The 23,058-nt window shown below is 68.6% G+C and carries 17 protein-coding genes, 1 tRNA gene and 3 pseudogenes; 9 read left to right on the plus strand and 12 right to left on the minus strand.

Translation table 11 applies throughout. The features are described from left to right. Positions 1-83 precede the first annotated feature (83 nt). Both OG963_RS29205 and OG963_RS29210 read right to left on the minus strand, forming a co-directional pair. Positions 84-338 (minus strand): DUF397 domain-containing protein, encoded by a 255-nt coding sequence (locus OG963_RS29205; protein ID WP_371127933.1) that lies wholly within the window; start codon positions 336-338, stop codon positions 84-86. A 656-nt stretch (positions 339-994) separates the two neighbouring features. Beyond that, positions 995-1,225, minus strand: a complete 231-nt coding sequence (locus OG963_RS29210) for a DUF397 domain-containing protein (protein ID WP_093774234.1) — start codon at positions 1,223-1,225, stop codon at positions 995-997. 276 nt (positions 1,226-1,501) lie between these two features. On the opposite strand from OG963_RS29210, the pseudogene OG963_RS29215 reads away from it, so the two are divergent. Beyond that, positions 1,502-1,651: pseudogene (locus tag OG963_RS29215) on the plus strand (IS3 family transposase); the annotation flags it as partial. 401 nt (positions 1,652-2,052) lie between these two features. Then, complete coding sequence (locus tag OG963_RS29220) at positions 2,053-4,017, plus strand: SpoIIE family protein phosphatase (RefSeq protein ID WP_093930320.1); 1,965 nt, start codon at positions 2,053-2,055, stop codon at positions 4,015-4,017. 433 nt (positions 4,018-4,450) lie between these two features. Here OG963_RS29220 and OG963_RS29225 read toward each other — a convergent pair whose 3' ends face one another. After that, on the minus strand, positions 4,451-5,368 hold the full coding sequence (locus tag OG963_RS29225; protein ID WP_093774238.1) for an NADP-dependent oxidoreductase: 918 nt from the start codon (positions 5,366-5,368) through the stop codon (positions 4,451-4,453). A 629-nt stretch (positions 5,369-5,997) separates the two neighbouring features. Then, positions 5,998-6,070 (minus strand) — tRNA-Arg (locus OG963_RS29230). Between the two features lie 318 nt (positions 6,071-6,388). Here OG963_RS29230 and OG963_RS29235 point away from each other — a divergent pair. From OG963_RS29235 to OG963_RS29250, 4 genes and pseudogenes are all read left to right on the plus strand, one after another. Next, positions 6,389-8,041 carry a dynamin family protein gene (locus tag OG963_RS29235; protein ID WP_319325046.1) on the plus strand — a complete coding sequence of 551 codons (1,653 nt, stop codon included), beginning with the start codon at positions 6,389-6,391 and terminating at the stop codon, positions 8,039-8,041. Continuing rightward, on the plus strand, positions 8,038-10,062 hold the full coding sequence (locus OG963_RS29240) for a GTPase (RefSeq protein WP_371799633.1): 2,025 nt from the start codon (positions 8,038-8,040) through the stop codon (positions 10,060-10,062). Before OG963_RS29235 ends, OG963_RS29240 begins: the two co-directional genes overlap by 4 nt. A 93-nt stretch (positions 10,063-10,155) precedes the next feature. After that, positions 10,156-10,539: pseudogene (locus OG963_RS29245) on the plus strand (single-stranded DNA-binding protein); the annotation flags it as partial. A gap of 398 nt (positions 10,540-10,937) precedes the next feature. Beyond that, a complete protein-coding gene (locus OG963_RS29250) occupies positions 10,938-12,392 on the plus strand; it encodes an LAETG motif-containing sortase-dependent surface protein (protein ID WP_176902206.1) in 1,455 nt (484 codons plus the stop codon). Between the two features lie 200 nt (positions 12,393-12,592). Here the strand turns inward: OG963_RS29250 and OG963_RS29255 are convergent, their stop codons facing one another. From OG963_RS29255 to OG963_RS29280, 6 genes and pseudogenes are all read right to left on the minus strand, one after another. Then, positions 12,593-13,690, minus strand: coding sequence for a CU044_5270 family protein (locus OG963_RS29255; protein WP_371799634.1), 1,098 nt, complete (start codon positions 13,688-13,690; stop codon positions 12,593-12,595). Next, positions 13,687-14,358: an RNA polymerase sigma factor gene (locus tag OG963_RS29260; protein ID WP_319325074.1), complete on the minus strand. Its 672-nt coding sequence runs from the start codon at positions 14,356-14,358 to the stop codon at positions 13,687-13,689. Before OG963_RS29260 ends, OG963_RS29255 begins: the two co-directional genes overlap by 4 nt. Before the next feature lie 570 nt (positions 14,359-14,928). Further along, on the minus strand, positions 14,929-15,534 hold the full coding sequence (locus OG963_RS29265) for a hypothetical protein (protein WP_093930311.1): 606 nt from the start codon (positions 15,532-15,534) through the stop codon (positions 14,929-14,931). A gap of 138 nt (positions 15,535-15,672) precedes the next feature. Further along, positions 15,673-16,932 (minus strand): tyrosine-type recombinase/integrase, encoded by a 1,260-nt coding sequence (locus OG963_RS29270; protein ID WP_371799635.1) that lies wholly within the window; start codon positions 16,930-16,932, stop codon positions 15,673-15,675. Continuing rightward, on the minus strand, positions 16,932-17,126 hold the full coding sequence (locus OG963_RS29275) for an AlpA family transcriptional regulator (protein WP_093930340.1): 195 nt from the start codon (positions 17,124-17,126) through the stop codon (positions 16,932-16,934). Before OG963_RS29275 ends, OG963_RS29270 begins: the two co-directional genes overlap by 1 nt. Next, positions 17,123-17,731, minus strand: a pseudogene (locus OG963_RS29280) (replication initiator); the annotation flags it as partial. The pseudogene OG963_RS29280 and the gene OG963_RS29275, both read right to left, overlap by 4 nt. A gap of 302 nt (positions 17,732-18,033) precedes the next feature. Between OG963_RS29280 and OG963_RS29285 the strand changes: the two are divergent. Then, the gene (locus OG963_RS29285) at positions 18,034-18,279 is read left to right on the plus strand and encodes a hypothetical protein (RefSeq protein WP_371799636.1); all 246 of its coding nucleotides are present in this window, start codon (positions 18,034-18,036) and stop codon (positions 18,277-18,279) included. A 112-nt stretch (positions 18,280-18,391) separates the two neighbouring features. Here OG963_RS29285 and OG963_RS29290 read toward each other — a convergent pair whose 3' ends face one another. Both OG963_RS29290 and OG963_RS29295 read right to left on the minus strand, forming a co-directional pair. Further along, positions 18,392-19,765, minus strand: coding sequence for a PQQ-binding-like beta-propeller repeat protein (locus OG963_RS29290; protein WP_371799637.1), 1,374 nt, complete (start codon positions 19,763-19,765; stop codon positions 18,392-18,394). A 286-nt stretch (positions 19,766-20,051) separates the two neighbouring features. Continuing rightward, on the minus strand, positions 20,052-20,414 hold the full coding sequence (locus OG963_RS29295; RefSeq protein ID WP_093930307.1) for a hypothetical protein: 363 nt from the start codon (positions 20,412-20,414) through the stop codon (positions 20,052-20,054). A gap of 429 nt (positions 20,415-20,843) precedes the next feature. Between OG963_RS29295 and OG963_RS29300 the strand changes: the two genes are divergently transcribed. Beyond that, positions 20,844-21,146, plus strand: coding sequence for a hypothetical protein (locus tag OG963_RS29300; RefSeq protein WP_319736268.1), 303 nt, complete (start codon positions 20,844-20,846; stop codon positions 21,144-21,146). A gap of 330 nt (positions 21,147-21,476) precedes the next feature. Next, positions 21,477-21,866 (plus strand): hypothetical protein, encoded by a 390-nt coding sequence (locus OG963_RS29305; protein ID WP_371799638.1) that lies wholly within the window; start codon positions 21,477-21,479, stop codon positions 21,864-21,866. Positions 21,867-23,058 lie beyond the last annotated feature (1,192 nt).

The following is a 23,058-nucleotide window of genomic DNA, read 5'->3' on the forward strand; positions in this document are numbered from 1 at the left end:
CGCAGTGCAGCCGTGAAAAACAGGGACCGGGCCCGCTTTCGGAGCAACGGGCCCAGCTGAGTGTCGGTGTGACGCAGGATGTTCTAACCGAACTCGCCCTTGCGTACACCGTCTCGGAACGCTGCCCATTCCTTCGCGGTGAACCGCAGAGGCGGCAGGTCCGTATTGTTCGAGTCACGGACCGCGACGGCTCCGCCACCAAGGTCTGCCACCTCGACGCAGTCCACCCTGTAGGGGCTGGCGCTGCTCTTGACCCAGCGTGCTTCCGTCAGGTCAATCGCGTACAGTTCAGCCTTTGTTGCTTGCATCAGATACCCCTTTCGATGTTCGTCGTACATTCCTCTTTCCACCCTCACCCTTTCGTTCCAGCCGTGCAACTGGCCAGGTGGGCACGGTTGATTGCGACGTGAATGCAGACCATTGCGTCGGACCCGCGTCACCGGTCGACCGACTGCTGGGATGAAGTCTCTGCAAGCGAAAATCTGGGACGTTCGTGAGAGGCCGTACAAGACGCCCTCGTACGAGGTGTGTTGGACGACGGCCCGCCAGGTGTTAGCCGAGACCTTCAGGGCGAGAGGCCTCGCTGACCACTACGGCTCTAGGCTGCTGCGGACCTCGCACGACGGAGGGGAGTTCGATCTCGAGCGGCCTCCCCGAGTCGATGTCCGAGAAAGAGGCACGCTGACGTGGTACGAGCTCACGCTCGAGTACCTGGTCATAAGCGGCCGCATGCTGCGCCGGACACTCGGGTGGGGATCTGAGACGCTGACCACCGTAACCATGGCCCTTCCCGACGACTGTCAGGGCCGGCCTTCCGATGATCTGCTCAGAAAGGCATTGCGTAATTCGGCCCTTGTCCTGCCTGGTCCCGCTCATCGCGAATTTCCGACCGTGATCACGAACACGCTGCACTCGCTCGTAGAGGCGTCGCACCCTCGGTCCGAATTTGGTGACGTTGCTGTCGGACCCGGCCCTACGGCCTTCGGCAAGGTCTCTAGCCGAATTCGCCGTCACGCACGCCCAGTCGAAACGCCGCCCACTCCGCTGCGGTGAATCGCAGCGGCGGCAGCTCCCTGTTGTGCGAATCGCGGACCGCAACGGCTCCGCCGCCGAGGTCTGCGACCTCCACGCACGTCTTTGTCCACCTGTTGGTGTAGCTGCTCGTGACCCAGTCCGCATCAGTCAGGTCCATTGCGTACAGCTCATCCTTGGCTGCGGCGGTCATGGGATCTCCTGTTGATATCGGACGGACCTTCTCCTTTCAGGATCACTCTGATGGTCCTGATGTGCATCTCGCCCTCCTGGCCGGCTGTCCGCCCCGTCGCCCTGAAGGCACGGGCCGAAAGGAGTGGACGACGCTCGATCGGGATCCGCCGCTGCTGGAGCCGGACTTGGTGCCACTCGCCCGCGCGGTGCCAGGGCGAGCTCTCCGACGGCCGGGTGTCCGTCCATGAAGTGCTCCGGGTCTGCTGCAGGCTCGATTCCCTGAGCGGATCGGGCCATGGCCCGTACATCTCCTTACCCTGCTGAGCTTCGTGAGCGTGCGGTGCGCATGGTCGCGGACGCCCGTCCCAACTACCCGGCTGAGTGGCCCGCGATGAAGGCTGTCGCTACGAAGCCGGGCACCGGAGCGGCAGAGACCGTGGGGACGCTGTCGCTGTGGTTGCTGCACGCCACTGCAGTGCCGTGCGAAGCCGGGTGACCACCCCTCATGGATGAGCAGGAAAGGCGTGACACACCCGGTGCCCTCCGGTACGGACGCCCGCTCGGAGCAGGGGCAGCCTTCAGGCGGTCGCCGAAGGTCACGAGGCAGGTGGTCGGCCCGCGTCTCCCTGTGACGGGCTGTGGGACCGCGTGAGGCCAGGCCGGGGGACATCGCCGAACCAGTCCGGTGGTGCCCATCTTCACGGGCCGCTGCCTACCGTTTCCAGCGCGTTCCCTGCCGTCGTCACTCGCTGCAGGCGGTCAGGCACACCCTTTACGGAGAGATCTCAGCAAAATACGCGAATACCATTGAAGAGGCTGTTTTTGTCATGTAACAGGGAGCAGCAGATGGACGCCTCGGAAGAACTTCTTCGTAGGGTTGCCCCTTCGGCTCTCTTGACCCTGGGCGGAGCTATCCGCAGCCTCAACGCGGCGATGGCCAGGACACTGGGCAGGCCGGCGGAGCAGTGTGTGGGTCGTGGCTTCGGTGATCTGTTGCCCGTAAGCCAGCGGACTGCGGTCGGGAGTCTCGTGGCCCACGCCGCCACGACGAAGACGATCGCGATGCGGGTGCTGGAGTTCCCGGGGCCAGGTGCAGCATCTGTCGTCTGCCTTGTCGAGGCGCGATCGGCGAACGATCCCGTAGGTGGCGAGCCGCTGGTGTGGGTGCATTCGTTGGACGCGGGAAACGACCTGGGCGGTCTGATGATCCCGTTCCGCCTGGCGGCCAAGGCCGCCAACCTCGGTCTGTGCATGTATTCACCCCAGGAGCGCGAGCTGGAGTGGCTCGGTGGCGCACCCGCCTTGGCGGCGTTGTTCCCGGAGGCCTCCATGTCGTTGTCCGAGGTGGTTCGGCGAGTCCACCCCGATGACCGCGGGGCTCTGCGGCAGCTCGTGACTTCGACGGCCGCCCGGTCCCCCTGGATCAGGTTGCGGTTCCTTACCGAGCGCGATGGCTGCCACCATCTGGTCTGCCAGGCCCATCGGATCATTCTGGGTTCTGGCGGCCCTGAGCGGGTCTTCGGAGTGATCCGCGACGAGACCAAGGGGGAAGCGCGCCTACGCAGAGCGTTGGTCGCGCTGAGTGCTGAGCGTCAGCGCGCCGACGAGATCGCGGCCTTCTCCTCCGCCGTGATGACCGCAGTCACGGAGCAAGAAGTACAGCAGGTCGTCCTGACCCGGCTCGCCGCGACCTTCGGTGGTAGCGGCGCCGCGCTGGCGTTCATCACGAAAGGCCGCCTGCGCGTCTGCTCCGATGCCGGGATCCCGATACCGGTGGCCGCCCTGCACGGCCTGCCGCTGGACGCCCCGAGCGCGCTGCCCCATGTGATCCGCACTGGCGAGCCGCAGTTCATTTGCAACCAGGAGGAGTACATCCGCCGCTGGCCGCACGGGGCCATGGTGCCGCACTTCGACCAGCTCGACTCCGGCTACGCCGTCTCGATCACCTCCCTCAGCCCGATCGGCGATCCTCCGCTGGGGGCCTGGTTGGTGACCTACGACGGCGAACACCACACGTCCCCGGACGAGCGGGCTCTCATAGGTACTCTTGCCGACCTTGCAGGCCAGGCTCTGAAACGCGTCAGGTTGCAAGAGGCGCGAGTCGAGCTGGCCACGGCGCTCCAGCAGGCCATGCTTCCCACACTGCCCGAGCACCTCCCAGGCCTGGAGGTCGCCGCCCGCTACCGGCCGAGCCGCGACGGGCTCGACATCGGCGGAGACTGGTACGACGCCTTCGTCACGCCCGACGGTGGCGTCGCCCTGGAGATCGGCGACGCCCAAGGGCACGACGTGGACGCCGCCGCCTTCATGGGACAGGTGCGCGCCTCCATGCGTGCGATCGCCGCCCACGAACCGGATCCCGCAACCGTGCTGATGCGCACCAACGAGCTGCTAGTCACCATGGACACGACACGATTCGCCAGCTGCACCATGCTGCACATCGACCCGGACGACGGACGGGTCACCGGCACCAGCGCCGGCCACGTGCCGTTGTTGTACGCACGCGACGACGGCACCCACAGCATCCGTGAGCTGCCGGGCGGCCCGGTGCTCGGAGTCCTGCCCGACGCCGACTACTCCGAAGAAACCTTCACATTGGACAAGGGCGCCGCGCTGGTCATGGTCACCGACGGCGTGGTCGAAGGACCGGCCCTGACACTGGACGCCGGACTGGAGCGAGCCGGAACACTGATCGGCGCGGCCCTCCACGACGGACTGAACGCCGAGGAGACCGCCGACCGCATCCTCGACGCCGCGGTCGCGGAGGACCACCTCGACGACGTGGCCGTGCTGATCATCCGACGCACATGAGGGCGCCCGCGTCGCTGTGTTCTCGATGACTCGGCGAAGCCGGCCGCGGAGAGTGCCCTCCGGCCCCAGTCACCCGGAGCTCTGGTTCGAAAGGCGCCCTGTGCGGATCGAGGCCGACTTGGCAAGGCACTGACCGGTCGGAACGCGATCGGCGCCGAGCCCACACGGGGACAGTCTTTAGCCGGCCACATCTTGTCGACGAGCTCGATCTCCACCAGTTCCGGGGCATGCCGGGCCGGCGGGTCGTGCCGGCCTTGCTTCCGACGATCGCTGTCGGGCGGCAGGCGGCCGTGTTTACGCGGGGCGCGCACCGGATGGCGGACCAGGCCGATGACGTGTTCCGGTACGAGTCGCCCGACCTGCCAGGTATCCGACTCTGATCCACGAGGAGGGGGCCGCCACGAGGGCGGGGCCGGTCACTGCCCCCGAGTCCTCACGGACGAACGCGGATGATCGTCTTCCCCTTGCGTCGCTCGGTTGGATTGAGAGCGGCGACGGCATCGTCGAGGGTCGAGACGTTGCCGATGTTCGTCCGCAGCCGTCCGTCCTGCACCCGCCGGACGATCTCACCCAGTTGCGCACGATCGGACTCGACGACGAAGTCGACCGCCAGGCCGTCGGCAGGCCGTGCCTCCGGCGGCCCGACGATGGACACCAGCGTTCCACCGGCCCGGATCAGGCCTGCGGACCGCTTCCCGATGTCGCCGCCGATACCGTCGAACACCAGATCGACGCCGCCGATCTCTTCCAGGGCGTCGTTCTCGAGGTCGACGAACTCCTTCGCGCCGAAGTCGAGCACTGTCTGACGGTCGGCAGCGCGTCCGGTGCCGATGACATACGCACCGAACTCACGTGCGAGCTGTGTCACCATCGACCCGACTGCGCCGGCCGCACCGTGCACGAGCACACTCCGCCCCGCCTGAAGGCGGCCGTGCTCGAACAGTCCCTGCCACGCGGTCAGGCCCGAGATCGGCAGGCTCGCGCCCACCGTGAAGTCGACGTCGCCCGGCAGCGGCGCGAGGTTGCGTGCCTCGACGGCCGCGTACTCGGCCAGGGTGCCGTCGCGAGTCCAGTCCGTGAGGCCGAACACCCGCTGTCCCACCGACAGTCCCGTCGTGCCATAGCCGAGGGAGGTGACCACTCCGGCCAGTTCGTGCCCAGGAATCGATGGTGTTCGGTCGCGGTCCAGGCGATCGGTCCAGGTCGAGGGCCACGCCATCTCGGTCGGGACGAATCCCGACGCATGAATCCGAACGACGACATCGTTCAGCGCTGCCTGCGGCTCGGGCCGCTCCACCAGCGTCATCCCGGCTGTTCCCGCAGCCTGGTCCGTCACCACGATCGCTTTCATGGGAATTGTCTCCTTGGCCATTTGTCGCTTCGGCGGAAATGTTGCAGGAGTGGAAAGCCTGTGCGGCACCCCCTCGGCGGGGCTGATGGGACGCGGCCGGTCGATCTGGACGGCGCCGGTCGGACTGCTATTCGCTCGTCGTCATGTCTTCGACCTTAGGCGCGGAGCAGCCCAGGAAGGTGGTCCATTTCCATGGCGAGACCTTGGGCCACTCCGGGGTTGGACCTGCATGTCGAGTCGACCGGGCCGGGCCTGCGCAAAGCGCTGACGAAGGCGCTGCGGGAAGCGGTCCGCTCCGGGCACCCGGCACCCGGCACCCGGCTGCCTTCCTCCCGCACGCTCGGCGCCGCAGGAGGGCCTGCGGCGGAACATCGGGGTCCCGGTACTGCTCGCGACCGGAGGGGGCCTACCGGATCTGTCGGAGTGTTGAGTGCGGCTCCGGGAGCGCCACCGCGTGTCCACCGCGGCCACCCGCGGAAACCCGGTGGCAGTCGGACGGCGTCGGGCAATCCCCACCGTGACCTGGGTAGGGTCCGGCGCTTATGCGTTCTCTACGCGGCCCTCGCTACGGTGCTGTGACCTGCTGAAAAGGCCCTCCCGAGGGAGGGCCTGGCTTGGTGCGGACTGTGTGCCCCCGGCAGGACTCGAACCTGCGGCCAAGCGCTTAGAAGGCGCCTGCTCTATCCACTGAGCTACGGGGGCCGGGTGGTGGCCTCGGCGGCCTGGAGCCCTGGGACCGGGCCGGTCCGTGACCTTGCCGGGACAAGGATAGGGCTCCGATCGCCTCGACCCGGTTGCTTCACCTGCGTGGCACGATGTGGAGGTTCGGTGAAGCGAACCGATAATCGCAGGTGGGTGCGGATCTTGCACTGCTTTTGACGCCTGACGCCCCGGGTGTTGTGCACTCGTTATGCCTGCGCCCCACTCGTCCCCTCTGTCCCGACGGCGTAACCGGCGCGCAGAGGTGGCTATACGCTTCAAAATGGCGCCAAAATTGGGCATTCTTCGCATGTGGTGACCATGGACGTACGGCCTCAGCTCATCGACGCACTTTCCGCCCTGCGCGACCGTGTCGCTGCCGTGCGTCTGCCACTCCCGCTTCCGGGGGCGGCACGTGCCAGTCAGACCAGGGTGGAGCTGCTCGCGCAGCTCGACGACTACCTGCTTCCCCGACTGAAGGATCCTGAAGCACCGCTGCTCGCGGTCGTCGGTGGATCCACCGGGGCCGGGAAGTCGACGCTCGTCAACTCGCTCGTGGGGCGACGGGTCAGCGAGGCCGGGGTGCTGCGGCCGACGACCCGGACCCCTGTCCTTGTCTGCCATCCGGATGATCATCACTGGTTCGCCGGGGTACGCGTACTGCCCCAACTGACCCGGGTCTGGCTGCCGCCGGAGGAGTCCGCGGATCCCGGCCTCCGCGACGACCGCGACGGTCTCGGCGAGGACGAGCTGGAGGACGGGACCGCGCTGCGGATCGAGACCGCCGCGAGTCTGCCGCGCGGACTCGCGCTGCTGGACGCCCCGGACATCGACTCGCTCGTCGTACGGAACCGGGTGCTGGCGGCCGAACTCGTCTCCGCCGCCGACATCTGGGTCATGGTCACCACCGCTTCCCGGTACGCCGACGCGGTGCCGTGGCAGATGCTGCGTACGGCAAAGGAGTACGACGCCTCCCTCGTCATCGTGCTCGACCGGGTGCCGCACCAGGTGATCGCCGAAGTGTCGCGGCAGTACGGAGCGTTGCTCACCAGGGCGGGTCTCGGTGAGGTGCCGCGCTTCACCATCCCGGAACTGCCCGAGTCGGCGGGCGGCGGCAGTGGGCTGCTGCCCACCACCGCGGTCGCACCGCTGCGCTCCTGGCTCGGCCATCGCGTCCACGATCCGGCGGCCCGCCAGCAGGCCGTGGGGCGTACGGCGACCGGTGTCATCGACTCGCTGGACGTACGCATGCCGGAGCTGGCCGGGGCCGTCGCCGCGCAGTACGCGGCGGCCGTGCGGCTCACCGGCGTGGTCGAGGACGCGTACCGGAAGGAGGGCGCCCGGGTGCAGCGGCGGCTGCAGAACGGGGGTGTGCTCGCCGGGGACGCCCGCACCCGGTGGCGCGGATACCCGCTCTACAGCTCCTCCGAGGAACTTCTCGACGCACTGGTGGAGAGCCTGGCCGCACTCCTGCAGTGCGCTGTCGCCGCCGCCGACGAGCAGATCCGCACGACCTGGCGGCACGAGCCGGCGGCCGGTGTCCTCGGGTCCGAGGCCGCCGGCCGCCAGGCCGGGGGGTGGGGGCCGGCCGAGGACGTCCGGGGCCGGATCGCCATGGCCGTACGACGGTGGCGGCGGGTGCTGGAGGAGCTGGCCGAGGAAGAGGTGCGCCGGCTGGAACGCAATGCCGCACCCGACGCCGAGACGGTCGCCGCACTGCTGGCCGCCGCGCTGCTCGGCGGACGGCGTGCCCGCAGCGCCGGGGAGCAGCTCGCCGAACGCATCGGTGTCCAGGGGGCCCTGCGACTGCGCGACAAGGGTGGCGCACTGCTGGCCACCTATCTCGACCGGGTGCTGAACGGTGAGCGGGACCGGCGGCTCGCGCCGCTCGACGCGCTCGATGTGACCCCGGAGCCGCAGGCAGAACTGATTGCCGCGCTGTCCGTACTGCAGAAGGAGAGGTGGCAGCGTTGACTGTCGTCACTGACCAGGACCACAGCCAGGAACAGGGCCGGGTGCGGGACCCGGGACCGGAGACGGACCGGGACGTGGACCGCGAGCCGCGGCAGGGCCGGACCGCGGACGTCGCGATCCGCAACGTCCCCGAGCCCGCCGGGCGCTGGGACGACGGGCTCATTGCCCGGCGCGCCGCGGCCGCCGCCAAGGAACCCTCCGGGAAATCCGGACCCGATCCCGATCCCGGCCGCGAGGCCGCCTCCGACGTACGGCCCCAGGTCGAGGCGTACGTACCGTCCGGCAGCCCGCTCGGGCCGCGGCTCGACGCGCTGCGTGAGCTCGTCGGACTGTCCAGGGCCCGGCTCGACCAAGCCACCCTGGCCGAGGCGGGGCGCGTACTCGACGAGGCCGCCGCCCGGCAGCGGCTCTCCTCCCGGCACACCGTCGTCGCCATCGCCGGTGCGTCGGGCAGCGGCAAGTCGACCCTATTCAATTCCCTCGCGGGCGCGCAGATCTCCGACACCGGGCTGCGACGGCCGACCACCGCCGCGCCCATCGCCTGCTCCTGGACCGACGGCGCCGCCGGGCTGCTGGACCGGCTCGCCGTTCCCGGGCGGCTCAGGCGCAGGCCGTACCAGGGTGGTACGGAAGCGGACGAGGCGCTTCAGGGGCTCGTTCTCGTCGATCTGCCCGACCACGACTCGGCGGCGACCGGGCACCGCGAGCAGGTGGACCGGGTGCTTGCGCTGGTCGATGCGGTGATCTGGGTCGTGGATCCGGAGAAGTACGCGGACGCGGCTCTGCACGAGCGCTATCTGCGGCCGCTGGCCGGGCATGCGGAGGTCACGTTCGTCGTGCTCAACCAGGTGGACCGGCTGCCCGGTGACGCCGCCGACCAGGTTCTCGACGATCTGCGCCGACTGCTCGACGAGGACGGCATGGCGCTCGGCGAGCACGGCGAACCGGGCGCCACCGTGTTGTCCCTGTCGGCTCTCACCGGCGACGGGGTGGGCGAACTGCGTGAGCTGCTCGGCCGGTTCGTCCAGGAGCGCACGGCTGCGGCGCGTCGGCTCTCCGCCGATGTGGACGCCGTGGCGGCCAGACTGCGGTCGGCGTACGTCGCCGAGGGGCGGCCGGGGCTCGGTGAGTGTGCCCGTGAGGAGTTCGCCGACCGGCTCGCCGAGGCCGTCGGCGCGGCCGCGGCAGGTCAGGCCGCCGAGCGCGAGTGGCGCAGGAACGCAGGGCGGGCCTGCGGGACGCCCTGGCTGCGTCTGTGGCGCTGGTACGAGTCCACCAGGCAGCCGGGAACCACGGACTGGGCAGCAGCGCTGCCCGCGCCGCCGGAGGAGCAGCTCACCGCCCGGCAGCGTGTCGAGCAGGCGGTCCGCACGGTGGCGGACGCCGCCGCCGACGGGCTGCCCGGCCCCTGGGCGCAGGCGGTCCGCGAGGCCGCGATGAACGGGGCGGAGGGGTTGCCGGAAGCGCTGGACGAGCTGGCGCAGAAGAGCGGCACGACTTCGGAGGGCCCTGGCAGGGCCGTGGGGGAGGGGGAGCGTGCGGGCGAGGATGCGGGGCCCGGCGCGGCGCCCGTCGACGCCGACGGCGGGGCTGCGGTCGCTGCCGCGACGGCCGGTGGATCCGGTGTGGCACGGAGCGGGCGGGTGGCCGGCAGGCCGCCGCGTCCCGCGTGGTGGCCCGCCGCCGTAATGGCGCAGGTCTCCATGACGCTGCTGCAGATCTTCGGTGGTCTCTGGCTGATCGGCCAGATCGTCGGTGTGGTCGAACCCGGGCTGCTCACCGCCGCATCGGTGATGATGGCCGGCGTCGTCGGCGGGCCACTGGTCGAGTGGTCGTGTGCGGCCGCCGCGCGTGGGCCCGCACGACGGTACGGACTGGAGGCCGAGCGGCGGCTGCGTGAGGCGGCGGCGGCCTGCGGCCGGGCGCGGGTGCTCGATCCGGTGGCGGCCGAACTGGTGCGGTACCGCGAGGTGCGCGAGCGGTTCGTGGCGGTGACGGAGTTTTCCACAAGCGGCCGGTAGTCCACAGCCCCGAGCAGGATCCCCGCCTCCCCTTCAGCATGAGATCAGTGACCGCGCGGCAGCGGCCACGGGCGACGAAGGGGAGGCGGAGGCATGAACGAGACCGTGGTGACACTGGTGGGCAACGCGGCGACCGGAGTGGAGTTCCGGGAGACCGCGACCGGCGGAATGGCGCGCTTCCGCTTCGCTGTGACGGCTCGCCGTTGGGACCGGGAGAAGCAGTTCTGGACGGACGGGCACACCAGCTTCTACACGGTGTGGGCGTGGCGCACGCTGGCCTCGAATCTCGCGGGTTCGGTCGCTGTGGGAGAACCACTGGTCGTGCACGGTCGGTTGAAGGTGCGTGAGGAGGAACGGGACGGGCAGCGCCGGACGTTCGTGGACATCGAGGCGCTGGCGGTCGGACACGATCTGACACGGGGGACGGCGGCGTTCCGGCGGGTGGTGCGGGGTGATCCGACGCTGACGGCCGGCCCGGGCGGGCGGGGCGGCCAGGCGGAGGAAGAGGGAGAGGGGAACTCCGACCGGTTCGGGGGGTCGGTCGAGCGGAGGGGGCCTGTTGTGCGGTCCGCGAAGCGGGCGCAGGGGGAGCGGAGAGCGCAGGGCGAGCGGGGCGCGCGGCGTGGGCAGCGTGGGCCGACGGTACGTCAGGAACAGATCCCGGAGCTGGCGTCGGCGCCGTGACCGGGCTTGGGGGTACGGGAGTTATCGGCGATAACGATTCTGAGTCGGAATGGTTATACGAAGGTATGACGGGGGAATACGCATCGCCGCTTCCTTAGGATCTCCCAATACTCATAAGGAACTTGAGTCGGCTGGCGGGACAAACCCCACACGCGCACCAAGCGCGAGGATCCCGCCCGGAGGGGACATCCGTGTTTTCTGCTTCTTCAGCGACCGCTTCAGCATCCAGTGCGGGGACGAATCCCCCACGGAGACCGGGCATATCCCGGCTGGCCGCATCCGCGGTGGCATCCGGGCTCGTCATAGCCGCCGCTCTCGTCGGCACAGGCAGCGCGGCCGCCGACGAGGCGCCTCAGCACCAGGGCGGCGCGACCGCCGTCCTGGACGGGTTGAAGACCTACGACCGGGCAGTGCTCCACACGGACGGCAAGAAGCAGGAGCTGGCCGCCGGGCTCTTCGAGATGACCGTCGACGGCGGCGGCAAGCTCAAGACGTACTGCATCGACATTCACAACCCCACCCAGGACCAGGCGAAGTACCTGGAGACCCCCTGGAACCAGACGTCGCTCGGCGCCAACAAGAACGCGGGCAAGATCCGCTGGATCCTGCAGCACTCCTACCCGCAGATCGACGACCTCGCGGCGCTCGCCGAACAGGCCGGCACCGGACCGCTGACCGAGAAGACCGCGGCGGCGGGCACCCAGGTCGCCATCTGGCGCTACTCGGACAACGCCGATGTCGACGCCTCCGACCAGCAGGCCGAGAAGCTCGCCGACTGGCTGGGGGAGCACGCCGAGGACGTCGCCGAGCCCAAGGCGTCCCTCGCCCTGGACCCGGCAGCGGTCTCCGGCCTGTCCGGTGAGCGGCTCGGGCCGGTCACCGTCCACACCGACGCCGGCCAGGTCTCGGTGACCCCGCCCGCCGACTCCGCCAGCGGCGTCAAGGTCACCGACAAGAGCGGCAAGCCCGTCACCGCCGCCGTCAACGGCGCCGAGCTCTACTTCGACGTCCCGGCGGGTGCCGCCGACGGCACCGCCTCGCTGACCGTGCAGGCGACCACCTCGGTGCCGGTCGGCCGGGCCTTCGCCGGGGTGACCAAGAGCCAGACCCAGATCCTGGCCGGCTCCAGCGAGTCCACGGTCTCCGCGACCGCCACCGCGACCTGGGCCAAGAAGGGCGCAATCCCCGCGATCACTGCGAAGAAGAACTGCGCCAAGGGCGGCGTGGACGTCACCGCGAGCAACGAGGGCGACGAGGCGTTCACCTTCGAGCTGGCCGGTGCCGAGCACACCGTCGAGGCCGGACAGACCGAGACGGTGACCGTCCCGGTCGCCGAGGACCAGGCGTACGACTTCACGATCACCGGTCCCGGCGGGTTCTCCAAGACGTTCAAGGGCGTCCTGGACTGCAAGACCACCGGCAGCGGTACCGGCGGTCCCGACACCCAGACCGCCGACCAGCCCGTCCCGGCCACGGCCGGCGGCAGCTCGACCGGAACCGGTGGCGACCTCGCCGAGACCGGCAGCTCCAGCGCCACGCCGATCATCGCGGGAATCGCCATCGCACTCGTCGTCGTCGGCGGCGGCGCGGTCTTCTTCCTCCGCAAGCGGAAGGCGCCGTCCGCGGGGCAGTCGACCGAGGGATGAGCAGAATGTGACAGCTGAGCGGCACATTGTCACGGTGTGCGGCTGACAGCCCCGGTACGCCCACGCGTACCGGGGCTGTCGCGTAACGGACGATCCGTGCCGGATACCGACGGCCGGACCGGTTCCGTCAGGAGACCTGCCGCATCTGCCGGCAACCCGCCCCGGGGCAAGTCCCACGACACCACCTGACGGAGCCGGCCCTACCGGTCCTGCGGCCGGACCCCGCCCTTGTCCACCACGGATCGCTTCAGTACGGCGTCGGCGTCCAGCAGGGCGCCCTTCCGGCCGATCTCCGTGTCCTTCGTCAGGAAGGTGCGCGAGCCCATGAAGGAGAGCCCCTTCGGGTTGAAGACCCACTCCGAGCGGGTGGCGTGCCGGGTGTCCTCACGGGCGATGCCCACCCCGTGGCGGCCCAGCGCGTCCACCGCGTGAGGGGCCTCGGTCACCCCCGGGATCAGCGCCGCGGCCTTGTACAGTGCGGCGGCGGTCTCCGGCGGCAGCACGGTCTCCCCGATCAGGTATCCGATCTGCTCGAACACCGCCTGGGCGTGCTCCTGGCCCTCCTCCTTCGGGGTGAGGGCGGTGAGGTGCGCGAGCAGCTTCTGCGGGTCGGTGGGCAGGGCGGCCAGCCAGCGGTAGGTGGGCCGGGTCAGGCCCTCCTGGGTGCCGTCGGTGTCCCCGAACTCGGCGTTGATGGGGAGGGTGTCCCCGTCCTGGCGGATGTAGCCGAGCTTCTTGAGCGGCCCGGGCTTCTGGGCGTACCAGATCTCCCGTTCCTTCAGCGGTCCCGTCACCAGCTTCCCGCTGGTGAGGTCGCTGTCCTGGACCTGGCTGCGCACATAGACGAACTGGTCGTCGCCGACCGGTCCGGCGTCGCTCTTCGCCGCCGCGTCCGAGATCCGGTTCAGCACCAGGGCGACCGGCTGGGCGTTCCCGGCGCGCGCCGAGGCGTTGCCGTCCGCCTGCGCCGCCTCCGGTCCGGCCGCCGGGTCGCCGCCTACCTGCGCGGTGTAGCCCGCGATCACACCGGCCAGGGCCAGCGCCGCGACCGGGGCCAGGAAGGACGGGCGCAGGAGGCGCGGGCGGGCGGGGCGGTCGGCACGGGCCGCGCGGTCCCGGCCCCTGTCCTGGCCTCGGTTCCCGGAGCGGTCGGTGTCGTCGTCGATCAGGTTCATCAGGCGTTCCCTGTGGTGCTCGTGGCGGCCCGGCGGAAGGTCGAATCCGGTGGCGGGCGGCAGCAGCCGCGCCAGCTCGGCGCGGTCGTCCCGGCCGTCGTCGGTACCCGTCGTCGCGGTCATCGCGATCCCCCCTCGTTGGGCAGGGCGACGAATGCCGCCCTGCCTCCTACCTCTCCGCGACCCGCGCCGGGTTCCCGCCCGGTTTCCCGCCGCCCCTGCGAAAGCCGGTCCTCCGCGAGCCGTTCGCCCGCCAGCGAGCGCAGCCGGGCCCGGGCCCGGGAGAGCCGGGAGCGTACGGTGCCGACCGGGACGTCCAGCGCGGCCGCTGCCTGGGCGTAGTCCAGCCCGGCCCACACGCAGAGCGCGAGCACCTCGCGCTCGGGCTGCCGGAGCCGGTCGAGCACCTCGCGTACGGCCGCCAGCTCGCGCTGCTGGTCCAGACGTTCGGCGAAGGCCTCGGCGAAGTCCTCGGTCTCCTTCGGCTTCGGCTGCCGGGCCAGGAACGCGAGGCGGCGGCCTACGCCGCGCCGGTGGTTGCGCGCCCTGTTGGTGGCGATGCCGAGGAGCCAGGGGCCCAGCGGCCCGCCCTCCGGATCGACCTGCTCGCGGGTGCGCCAGGCGACGAGGAAGGTCTCCGACATGACGTCCTCGGCAGCCGAGAGGTCGCCGGTGAGGCGGCAGGCGTGGTGGTAGACGGTCCTGGCGTACCGGTCGTAGAGGTCCGCGAAGGCCTCCCGGTCGCCCGCGCGGATCCGTTCCCGTACGCCGGGTTCCGCCGATGCCCTCAAGCCGTCCGGGGTGGCCCGGTCGCCCGAGTCGTCCGGTGGTTGCGCCGGTCGCGCCGGCTGTTCGATGTGCTCCACGCCCTGTACCTCTCCGCGACCCGCGCCGGGTTCCCGTGGCCCGCGTCACAGGGGCGGGCGACGGATCCCCTCCCCGTGACGCGGTGGCCGGGTCCCGCCCGGTGGACGATCCTGCCAACCGCCGCTCCGGTCGCCGGAACGGGGTGGCGGGCGAACTTCGACGGCACCGGCTCGAGGTTCGCCGTCACGGGACGACCGCCGGCGCGGTTGGTCCCTGCCCGGTGCGTGCGGGCGGGTTGTCCGTGGACCGTCGAGGGGGTCGGCGTCGACCGGCGACGACCGACAGTGACGGCTCCTTCGGGCTTGATCGTTCGTGCCACCCTGACGAGGGGGCTCCGAGGTTCCCGTTTCCTTCCTGGGGTGGACGTCAGGCAAGATGGGGTGTTTCTCGCCGAGCGAGGGCACAAAATAGCCCCTCACCAGCAGTTTTCCCGCCGATGAGGGGCCGTCTCAGGCAGCCTGGGCCGTCTCTGGGCCGTCAGCCGGGCGGAGCTGTCAGGCTCCGATTGCCTGGTGCTCGGCAGCGACCCGCCCCACACCGAGGTCGGTGCGCATGACGCCGCGCATCCTCTCCCATCGCTCCCAAAGGCGAACGAAGTCCGCCCTTATGTCGTCGAAGGATCCATCCGGATCCGGGTTCCCCTCCTCCAGATACATGGTCCGCCGGTAGACCTCAGACAGTGCCGTGGTCATCTCATCCAGCTCGGCCAGAACAGCTGTGGACGCGATGAGCTGAGCCTCAGCGAAAACCGAGTGGTGATCGCGTCGGGCCTCCTCGACCACCTCCCGAGCTTCCGGTGTGACGGCTCCCTTGTGCACGGTCCACAGGAAGTTCATGAGGTGCGTCCGGTAGCGCCGAAGGGAAGCGTTGACCTGCATGTAGCCGTCTCGTCGACGGTTTAGCTCGGCTACCCGCTGCTCACGACGCCACTGTGCTTCAGACACCTGCTGCTGACGCTCGAACTGTTCTGATTGGACGCGGCCGAGCAGGCGTTGCGACAGAACGGAGGCGATGAGCGTCCCTGTCACACCGACCACCGCAGCAGCTAACCCGATGAGCGCGCTTCCCATGGAGTCCCCCTGGCTGATTGCGAGAGTCACGTCGGTGGCATCCTGCCCGTGATGCGGTGGGGGATGTCCCACCGCGCCGTAGTTCCATGACTCCCCAGTGCGCGGCCTCAGCGGGGGGAGTACAGAACAGCCCCTCACCAGCAGGATTCCCGCCGATGAGGGGCTGTCTCAGGCAGCCTGGGTAGCAGGGCCGTCGTGAGCGTGGCCGGCGGCCCGGTACATCGCGGAGATGGCTTTTCGAGTCCGCGTCTCGCTGCTCGGCATGAGGTGCGTGTACACCCGGAGCGTGAAGCCCGGATCACTGTGCCCGAGGTAGAGACTCAGCGCCTTGATGTTCTCGCCTCCGTCCAGGAGGACCGAGGCGTAGAAGTGCCGCAGTGCGTGCATCCCGTGCTCGCGGGCCGCGGCGTAACGGTGCCCCTTCTCGGGCACCGGGATGACCCCGGCGGACGCGAGCGCTGGCTTCCATGTTTGGTCGTTGAAAGCGTTGCTCCAGAGCGGTGTGCCGGCAGCAGCAGTGAAGATCAGCCGGTGCGTCACCTTCGGCCCGCTCGGCGTCAACCACGGCAAGGTGACCTCGACCGGTGGGATGCTTCTCATGTGCTCCCGGAGGGCCGCCGAAACCTCAGGATCGAGCGGCACGTCCCGGACCTTCCCGCGCTTGGGAGGGGCGAAGACCAGGCCGCCACGTACCTTCTTGACCTGTTGGCGCACATAGAGCCAGCCGAGATCCCCGATGTTGTCGACCGCAAGCCCGCAGATCTCCCCTTGGCGGAGACCGCATCCGGCACCGACGTCCGCCATGGCTTGGAACCGCTCAGGCAGGCCCGCACGCACTCCGAAGACTTGCGAGGCGGACCAGGGGTGCAACCGAGTTGGCGCCGGCCGAGGAGCCTTGACTGAGCGGGCTCGGCACGGGTTGGAGGCGAGTAGCCGATCGTCCACGGCAGCGTTCAGCACTGAGGACACCGCGTCGAAGATCAGCCGCCGGTACGAGGCGGACCCCACGGTCTCTTCTAACTGTCGGCTCCAGTCGCGGATGTGCTCCGCTTGGAACGAGCCGATCGGGCGACCACCGAGGTACGGCAGCGCGTGAAGCCGAAGGCGCCCCTCCACGGCCGCGCGGCTGCTCAGGTCTGTGGTGAGTGCGGCGATCCAGCGCTCGGCGTAATCCCGGAAGGTGGTCCGACTAGCCTGGGGATCGATGTACTGGCCGCGCGCCATGTCGGCCTCGATGTTGGTCAGCCAGAGGTCGGCCAACCGCTTCTGCTTGTCCGGGAAGCTTTTGCTCTTTTCGGTGCCGTCCGGGCCGATGTAGCGGGCACGGTAGCGCAAGCCCGTGCCGAAGCGGTCTGACTTGGCCTTGACCGTCTTGCCGTCCGGACCAGTGATGACCTTGTACCAGCGGTCTTGAATGTGCCCAGCCATCAGGCAGCCTCCTCCATCAGCGTGGCGACCCAGGCCCGCACGTCTTCGGGGTCGTAGCGAAGGTGTCGGCCAACTCGGAAGCCACGGGGGCCGGTCTGCTTGCGTCGCCACTGGTAGACGGTTTCAAGGGGCACACCAAGCAGGTCTGCGAGGTCAACGGGGGTCAGGTAGCGCGTAGGCAGGGAGCGCGTCACGTCCACGTCTCCTCGTCGTCCAGGAAGTTCACATCGGCGCGTGCGTCGCGTGAGGCTTCACGGTTGTGTTGGATGTCGCGGTGGATGTTGGCGGCTAGCCAGGATTCGCCGGGGGTGTGGCCGTGGCCGGCGTAGGCCCAGTGCGCGAGCGTGAGCGTGGTCGCTTCGGGGTGGTCGTCCGGGTCGGGCAGGCCGAGGGCGGCGCGTTGCTGGTGGGCGCGGTAGTCGGCGCGGACCTGGCGGAGGGCGCCGAGGGTGGTGGAGTAGCGGCGGGATTTGGTGGAGAAGTGGCCGCGGAAGCCGAGCATGTGGGCCCAGTCCCGGAGCTTGCGGTCCGGGTAGGCGTGGTGGAGGTCGAGGCAGGCTTCGATCAGGCGCCGAGGGTGATCCTGCACGTCGAGCAGGATCAGGGCTTCTTTGTTGCCGATGCGGTGGTCGACGGTGCCGGTGGTCTCGGCCGCCTTGGTGGCGTACTTGGCGACGTAGGAGGCGACGGCCTGTTCCGTGAGGTCTTCACCGTTACCGAAAGCTCGGATGGGCTGGACGTCGATCTGCGTGCCCCAGTGCAACACCCAGTCATTGACGAACCCTGCTTCCGGGTTGGCCACCTTCGACCCAGGCAGAGCCGAGCAGTCGCGGCCCAGGGCGTCAAGGTCGGTCGTACAGTGGCGCGCTCCACCTTGACGCCCTGAACCACGCCCGCTCCACGGCGTGTGGGCCGAAGGCGGACGGGATGGAAGCTGGGGCGAGTGGTGGGTTAGGGAAGGGGGAGGGCGCGGGTTGATACAGCTCGGGGAGCAGCGCGTACCGCTCTGTGAGTTGTTCGGCGGCCCAGGAGGACACCCTGGCCGCTGATCGAGATGTGCTCATTGGTCGCGCGCTACAGTGCTGGTTCTTGGTGGTGGCGATGACCGAGAAGCGCAGTGGAGGCCGGATATACGGCCTGTGGATCACAATGATGATCTTCATTTCTGGCAGGGGCACCGTCTGGCCGTACCTCGACGGGCACCGATTTGCTCAGGAGGTAGCGATCTTCGCGTTGATGTTGCTCGTCTACCTGCTCGGGTTCGCTGGCGGAAATCGGAGCACCACTGCGAGTGACCAGAACCCGCCAGGGCGCCTGACTGATGCGACCGAAGATCCGTTGGCCTGAGCGGGCATTTCGTCAAGATCATTGCTGTAACGAGGCCGATCGCCAGTTCACATCGAGAAGGGCAAGGGCTCCGCAGGCCCTTCAGCGACGTCGGCACCGCGGCTGGGGCCGTTCAGGTCACGAACAATTCGTCGTGCAGCGCCTCGGGCCACCCGAGTCTGATCACGCCGTCACTGGCATCCCGGACCGTGAGGCCAGTCCCAATGAAGCCGCGCGGCACTGTCATGTCTGGCAACCGCAGCCTGTGGAGCAGGTCTCCGCTGTGGGCGTCCAGGACGAGCAGATCGGCATGGAGGACCCGGCTCTCGTCCCCTTCGGAGATCGTCGAGTTCTGGACGACGTAGACCCGGCCGTCGGCGAACTTGGCGAAGCCGAACGAATGGCCCGCCAGAGCCCGGCGCTCCCAGGCACGCTTGCCGACCTGCGTGTCGTAGCCGGTCAGGACGGAGGCGCCGGGGCTTCCCGGCGATTCGGGGTTCCCGCCGGAGATGATGATGCCGTCTCCTGCGTCGTCCGGGGCCCAGGAGTCGCTGGAGAATTCGGCCCGCAGTCTGGCGCCCTTCCTGTCGACGTCCAGTACTTGGACGCGGGCCCTTTCGCGCCGCTCGCTGGTGGTGATCGGGGAGACTGTGACCAGGGTGTGATTGTCGGTCTTGTCAAGTTCTTGCCGGTCAGTGCGCTTCCATAGCTCGGCGCCCGTACGGTTGTCGACGCCGATAGCCACGCGGTTCTGGCCGTCCGAAGACTCGCAGCCCAGGTCGACCACGGTCAGATGATTCGGCAGGTCGTGCACGGCCCAGGGGTACTTGCAGGAACGGGGAAGTCGGAGCGTCCACAGCTTCTTCCCGCTGCGCTCCGAGAAGGCGGCAACACCACCCGGGGTGCGCGCGACGACCTGCCCCGCGCCCATGTGAATGTGCTGGAAGCCGCCACGTGGGAATTCCGTACGCCACCGCACGTTCCCCGTACGCAGGTCGATGCCCACCAGCTTGCCGTCATCGAACCAGGCCACCACCGTGGTGGCCGACACCTCGTCTGAGGGCATGTCGGCGCCCTCATCACGCCGCTCGTAGCGCCAGTACTCCTTGCCCGTGCGCAAGTTCAGGGCCCGCACCCCGGAGTCAGTGGGGACGATGGACAGACCATGGACGAGCGCTTCAGGGCGATAGGACTGGCGTGAGACATGGGATGGCGCGGCTGGAGCCTCAGTCCCCAACGCCGCAGGGAAAGGGCCCTGGTTGCCGGTGATCACGTCCCGCTCCATGTACCACTCGACCAGCAGGCTCGACATCATAATGACCAGAACGGCCACCAAAAAGACCATGCGCTTGCGCATCGCCGCCGGGTCCGGTTCCGTCAGCAGACGCGGTATTTGTGTCACAGCACTTCCCCACCAGCCAACCCCCTGATCCTCGCGATCCGGCGGCGCAGTGATCTTCCCGCCCCTCTGTCGGAGAAACAAGGGTGGGGCAGATGACCGATCCACAGCAGGTCACAGCGTTGATCGATGACGTGACCGCAGCAGGTCGGGACCCCGGCGTGTCACTTCTTCGGCTACTGGTGGAGGTGGCCCGCCCGTCAACGTGCCGTGCCCATGCCCATGAGTGCTCTTACCCGGCCGGGACCGTGCCCGTTGCGTGCCCGTTCCGGCGGGACGCAGCGGGGACTCACGGGGAACAGCAGCGCCGACCACGATCCGGCCCAGGTCAGGGGCTTCGCTGGTCAACAGCCGCCCACATACCGGGTCTTCCAAACTGGGGCCACCTACTTCTCTATGTCTTGGCGACGTAGAGAAGCGCGTGGGCGAAGCCTGGCCAGGTAGTCGCGTCGGGCGGGCCGATGTGAACACGCCGTGTGATGGCCGACTCGGCTTCAGGGCCGCCTTGCAGGAACGCATCGAGGTCGCCGGCTATGTCGTCCAGATCCTCAAGCACTTCGGGTGTCTCTCTGCGTATTGCAGCGTGGATGACGACCTCACCGTGCCGAGGCTCCACAGCCAGCCCAAGAAGATCAGGGCCGATCAGCCCCAATGCAGCCTGCCCTGTCGCGAGAAGGAGGTAGTTCCGGCGAAGCAGCGCACGTTCTTCTCCGTCACTCAGGTCGGGGTTGTAGTACTGCTGAGCCGGGTGCGCCATGGGCCCAGAGTAGCGAGGTGCTCTAGTGCGAGAGGCCGAGGCGAGGACGGCGTCGGCGCTGGGCCGCCTCTGGGCCGTCCGAGGTCGCCCAACAACAACCAGCGCTGGCAACCGTTGACTAGTCGACCACAGGTCACGGCATCGATCGTCTAGGCAGACCCAGGTCAGCGGACCCCCGGTTCACTTCTTCGGCTACTGGTGGGGGTAGCCCGCTCGTCAACACGCGTGCCGTGCCCATGCGTGCTCTTACCCTGCGGGGACCGTGCCCGTTGCATGCCCGTTCCGGCGGGACGCAGCGGGGACTCACGGGGAACAGCGGCACCGACCACGCTCCGGCCCAGGTCAGGGTCTTCGCAGGTCAGCCGCCACCCGCATACGGCGTCTTCCAAACTGGGGCTGCATAGACCGCGCCAGAGAGATGATGTCCCCGTGGATCACCTTCCTGTAGACGTACGCGCAGCGCTGCGCCTCTTCGCCTTCTACATCGCGAATGGCACCCTTGACGAGGATCTCATGGAGGGCATCGACTACCGGCCTCAGCTCATGGCTTTCGGATCTTCGCTGGAGCAGGTCTTTGCGATCTTCGCCAACGTCCTCGAGGTGGACGAAAGTGGGGAAGTGCTGAACCAGGGGGACGCCCAGTTCCGTGCTGCGCAATGGGTCCGCTTGCACTGCGATCCGACCTACCAAGTGGTGCCACCGTTCGAGCCTTGGGAGACCGAGTTGCACTGAGTGCGGTACCGCAGCGTTGTACCGCAACCACAGCAACCGATCACGACCGATCTCGACTCTCCGAAGCGCGGAAGCAACCGCAATGGCCGTAGATGACCACTTCGCTTAGAGCTACGGATCAGAAGGCAGTCGTGCCACCCCCGTGCCGGATTGGACAGGGGCCACGGGAGCGCCGAGAGCCGACCGCAGCGGCAAAATGATCAGCCCCACGAAGCGACCAAGGAAGTCACACCCACTCACGCTTGACATACGTTTTGAACGCGTTCAAGATCTGGCTCGGCAAGTACAGCGCGTCTTGAGCCGTGGCGCCGTGATGATCAGGGGGACAGAATGAGCAAGGGGATAGTCGGACGGTGGTTCGTCGCTGTACTGGGCGCTGCTTCGGTACTCATCTCAGGGTGTGCGTACTCGGTCGACCCCGACGAGCTTCCCGGCATGTACCGCAACGGCAAGACCGGCGGCGAGATCACGCTCGATTCCGACGACACATTCACCGCCACTGATCTGTCGACAGACGCGCACACCGACCCCGAAGATTTGCACGGCCACTGGGACTTCGTCGACAGCAGCGGCAGCGACTTCGTCTACCTGGACATCGAGGAGCGTGGCATCGGTGAGGTCTCCGGTGTCCAGCTCTACGCGCGCGGCGGAGGGAAGGTGGAGTTCAGCGAGCCGGATGGGTCGTGGTCCCTGGTGCTCACGAAGGTGTCCGACCAGTAGATCTGGGTGCCCAGTCCAGCGTGTGGTGGCACCACACCCGGCGGCGGCCGCCCCGCAGATGCAAAGCCCGCCAGGAACTACGCCGGACCCCACATGAGTGTCTAACTGCGTGACAACGCCGACGCACAACGGCGGACGGCCACGCACGCGTGCGGACCATCGCAGCAGGTGAGCGGCACACCAGCCCAAGGCCAGGCGCTCACCCAAATTGCTTCGGGACGAAGAGGCAAGACACATGCCGCGCCCCTGAGACGCTGGGCAGATGCTGACTGAAGATGAAGCCAGAGAGGTCGTTTTGGCCGAGCTCGCACGGGACGCAGAAGCGCTCAACATGGACCTTGCGATCTCCAGGGTTGAACCCGTCTCGTTCGGCTGGGTGTTCTACTGGTGCGCGCGACAGGACATAGGTCGCCCCGCCTGCACGCGGCCGAGCCTCGGCGGGAACGCCCCCTTTTGGTGGATCGAGAGAACGAGCGCTTCGTTCAGAGGGGGACCGGCATACCCGTCTCCCAGCAGATCGCGGACTATGAGCGACGGCTACGGCGTGAGGCTCACGCCCGGAACACGGCAGCGAAGCGCGCCAGGCCGCAGGGAAGTACAGCAACCCACGCGGCTAGTAGTGACCCCGATGGGCCGTGAAGTGACCCAACCGACCGCCCTGCGCCGATCCGGCTCTCGCCACGGATCAGAAGGCTCGGGGCGGCGGAGGTCCGGGCTTCCTGGGCCGTCTCTGGGACGTGCGAGGTTGCTCAACAGCGGATCACGACGACCAACGACAGCCGCTCAGGCGAACCGAGGCACCGCTCGGACCAGCGAAAGCGCAGGTCGCAGAGATCTCGAGCAAGACCCAGAAGAACTGACCGTTGTGGGGAGGAGATGAGCGACCATGAGTGACGTGACGCTGGGGGCTCGCTCAACGCCAGGACCGACGGCAGTGACGGCAGCGCTGACGGCAACGACGGCAGACGGCAGCGGTGCTCGACGGCCCAGCGCGGAACTGGCGTAGTGCCGCCGGCCCAGCCCACCGATGCCTGCCCGCATCTTCTAAGCGCCGGCTCCGACGCAGCGGCTGACATCCGTGGTCTGGTCCGCGATCTCGCAGCGATCGGAGCCGCAGAGGTAATGTCGAACACATGTACGACCTTCCTCGAGATCCAGAACGCCTGCGAGTGATCAGGCTGTATCTACAGAT

This window comes from Streptomyces sp. NBC_01707 (assembly GCF_041438805.1).
In the GTDB taxonomy this organism is placed as follows: domain Bacteria; phylum Actinomycetota; class Actinomycetes; order Streptomycetales; family Streptomycetaceae; genus Streptomyces.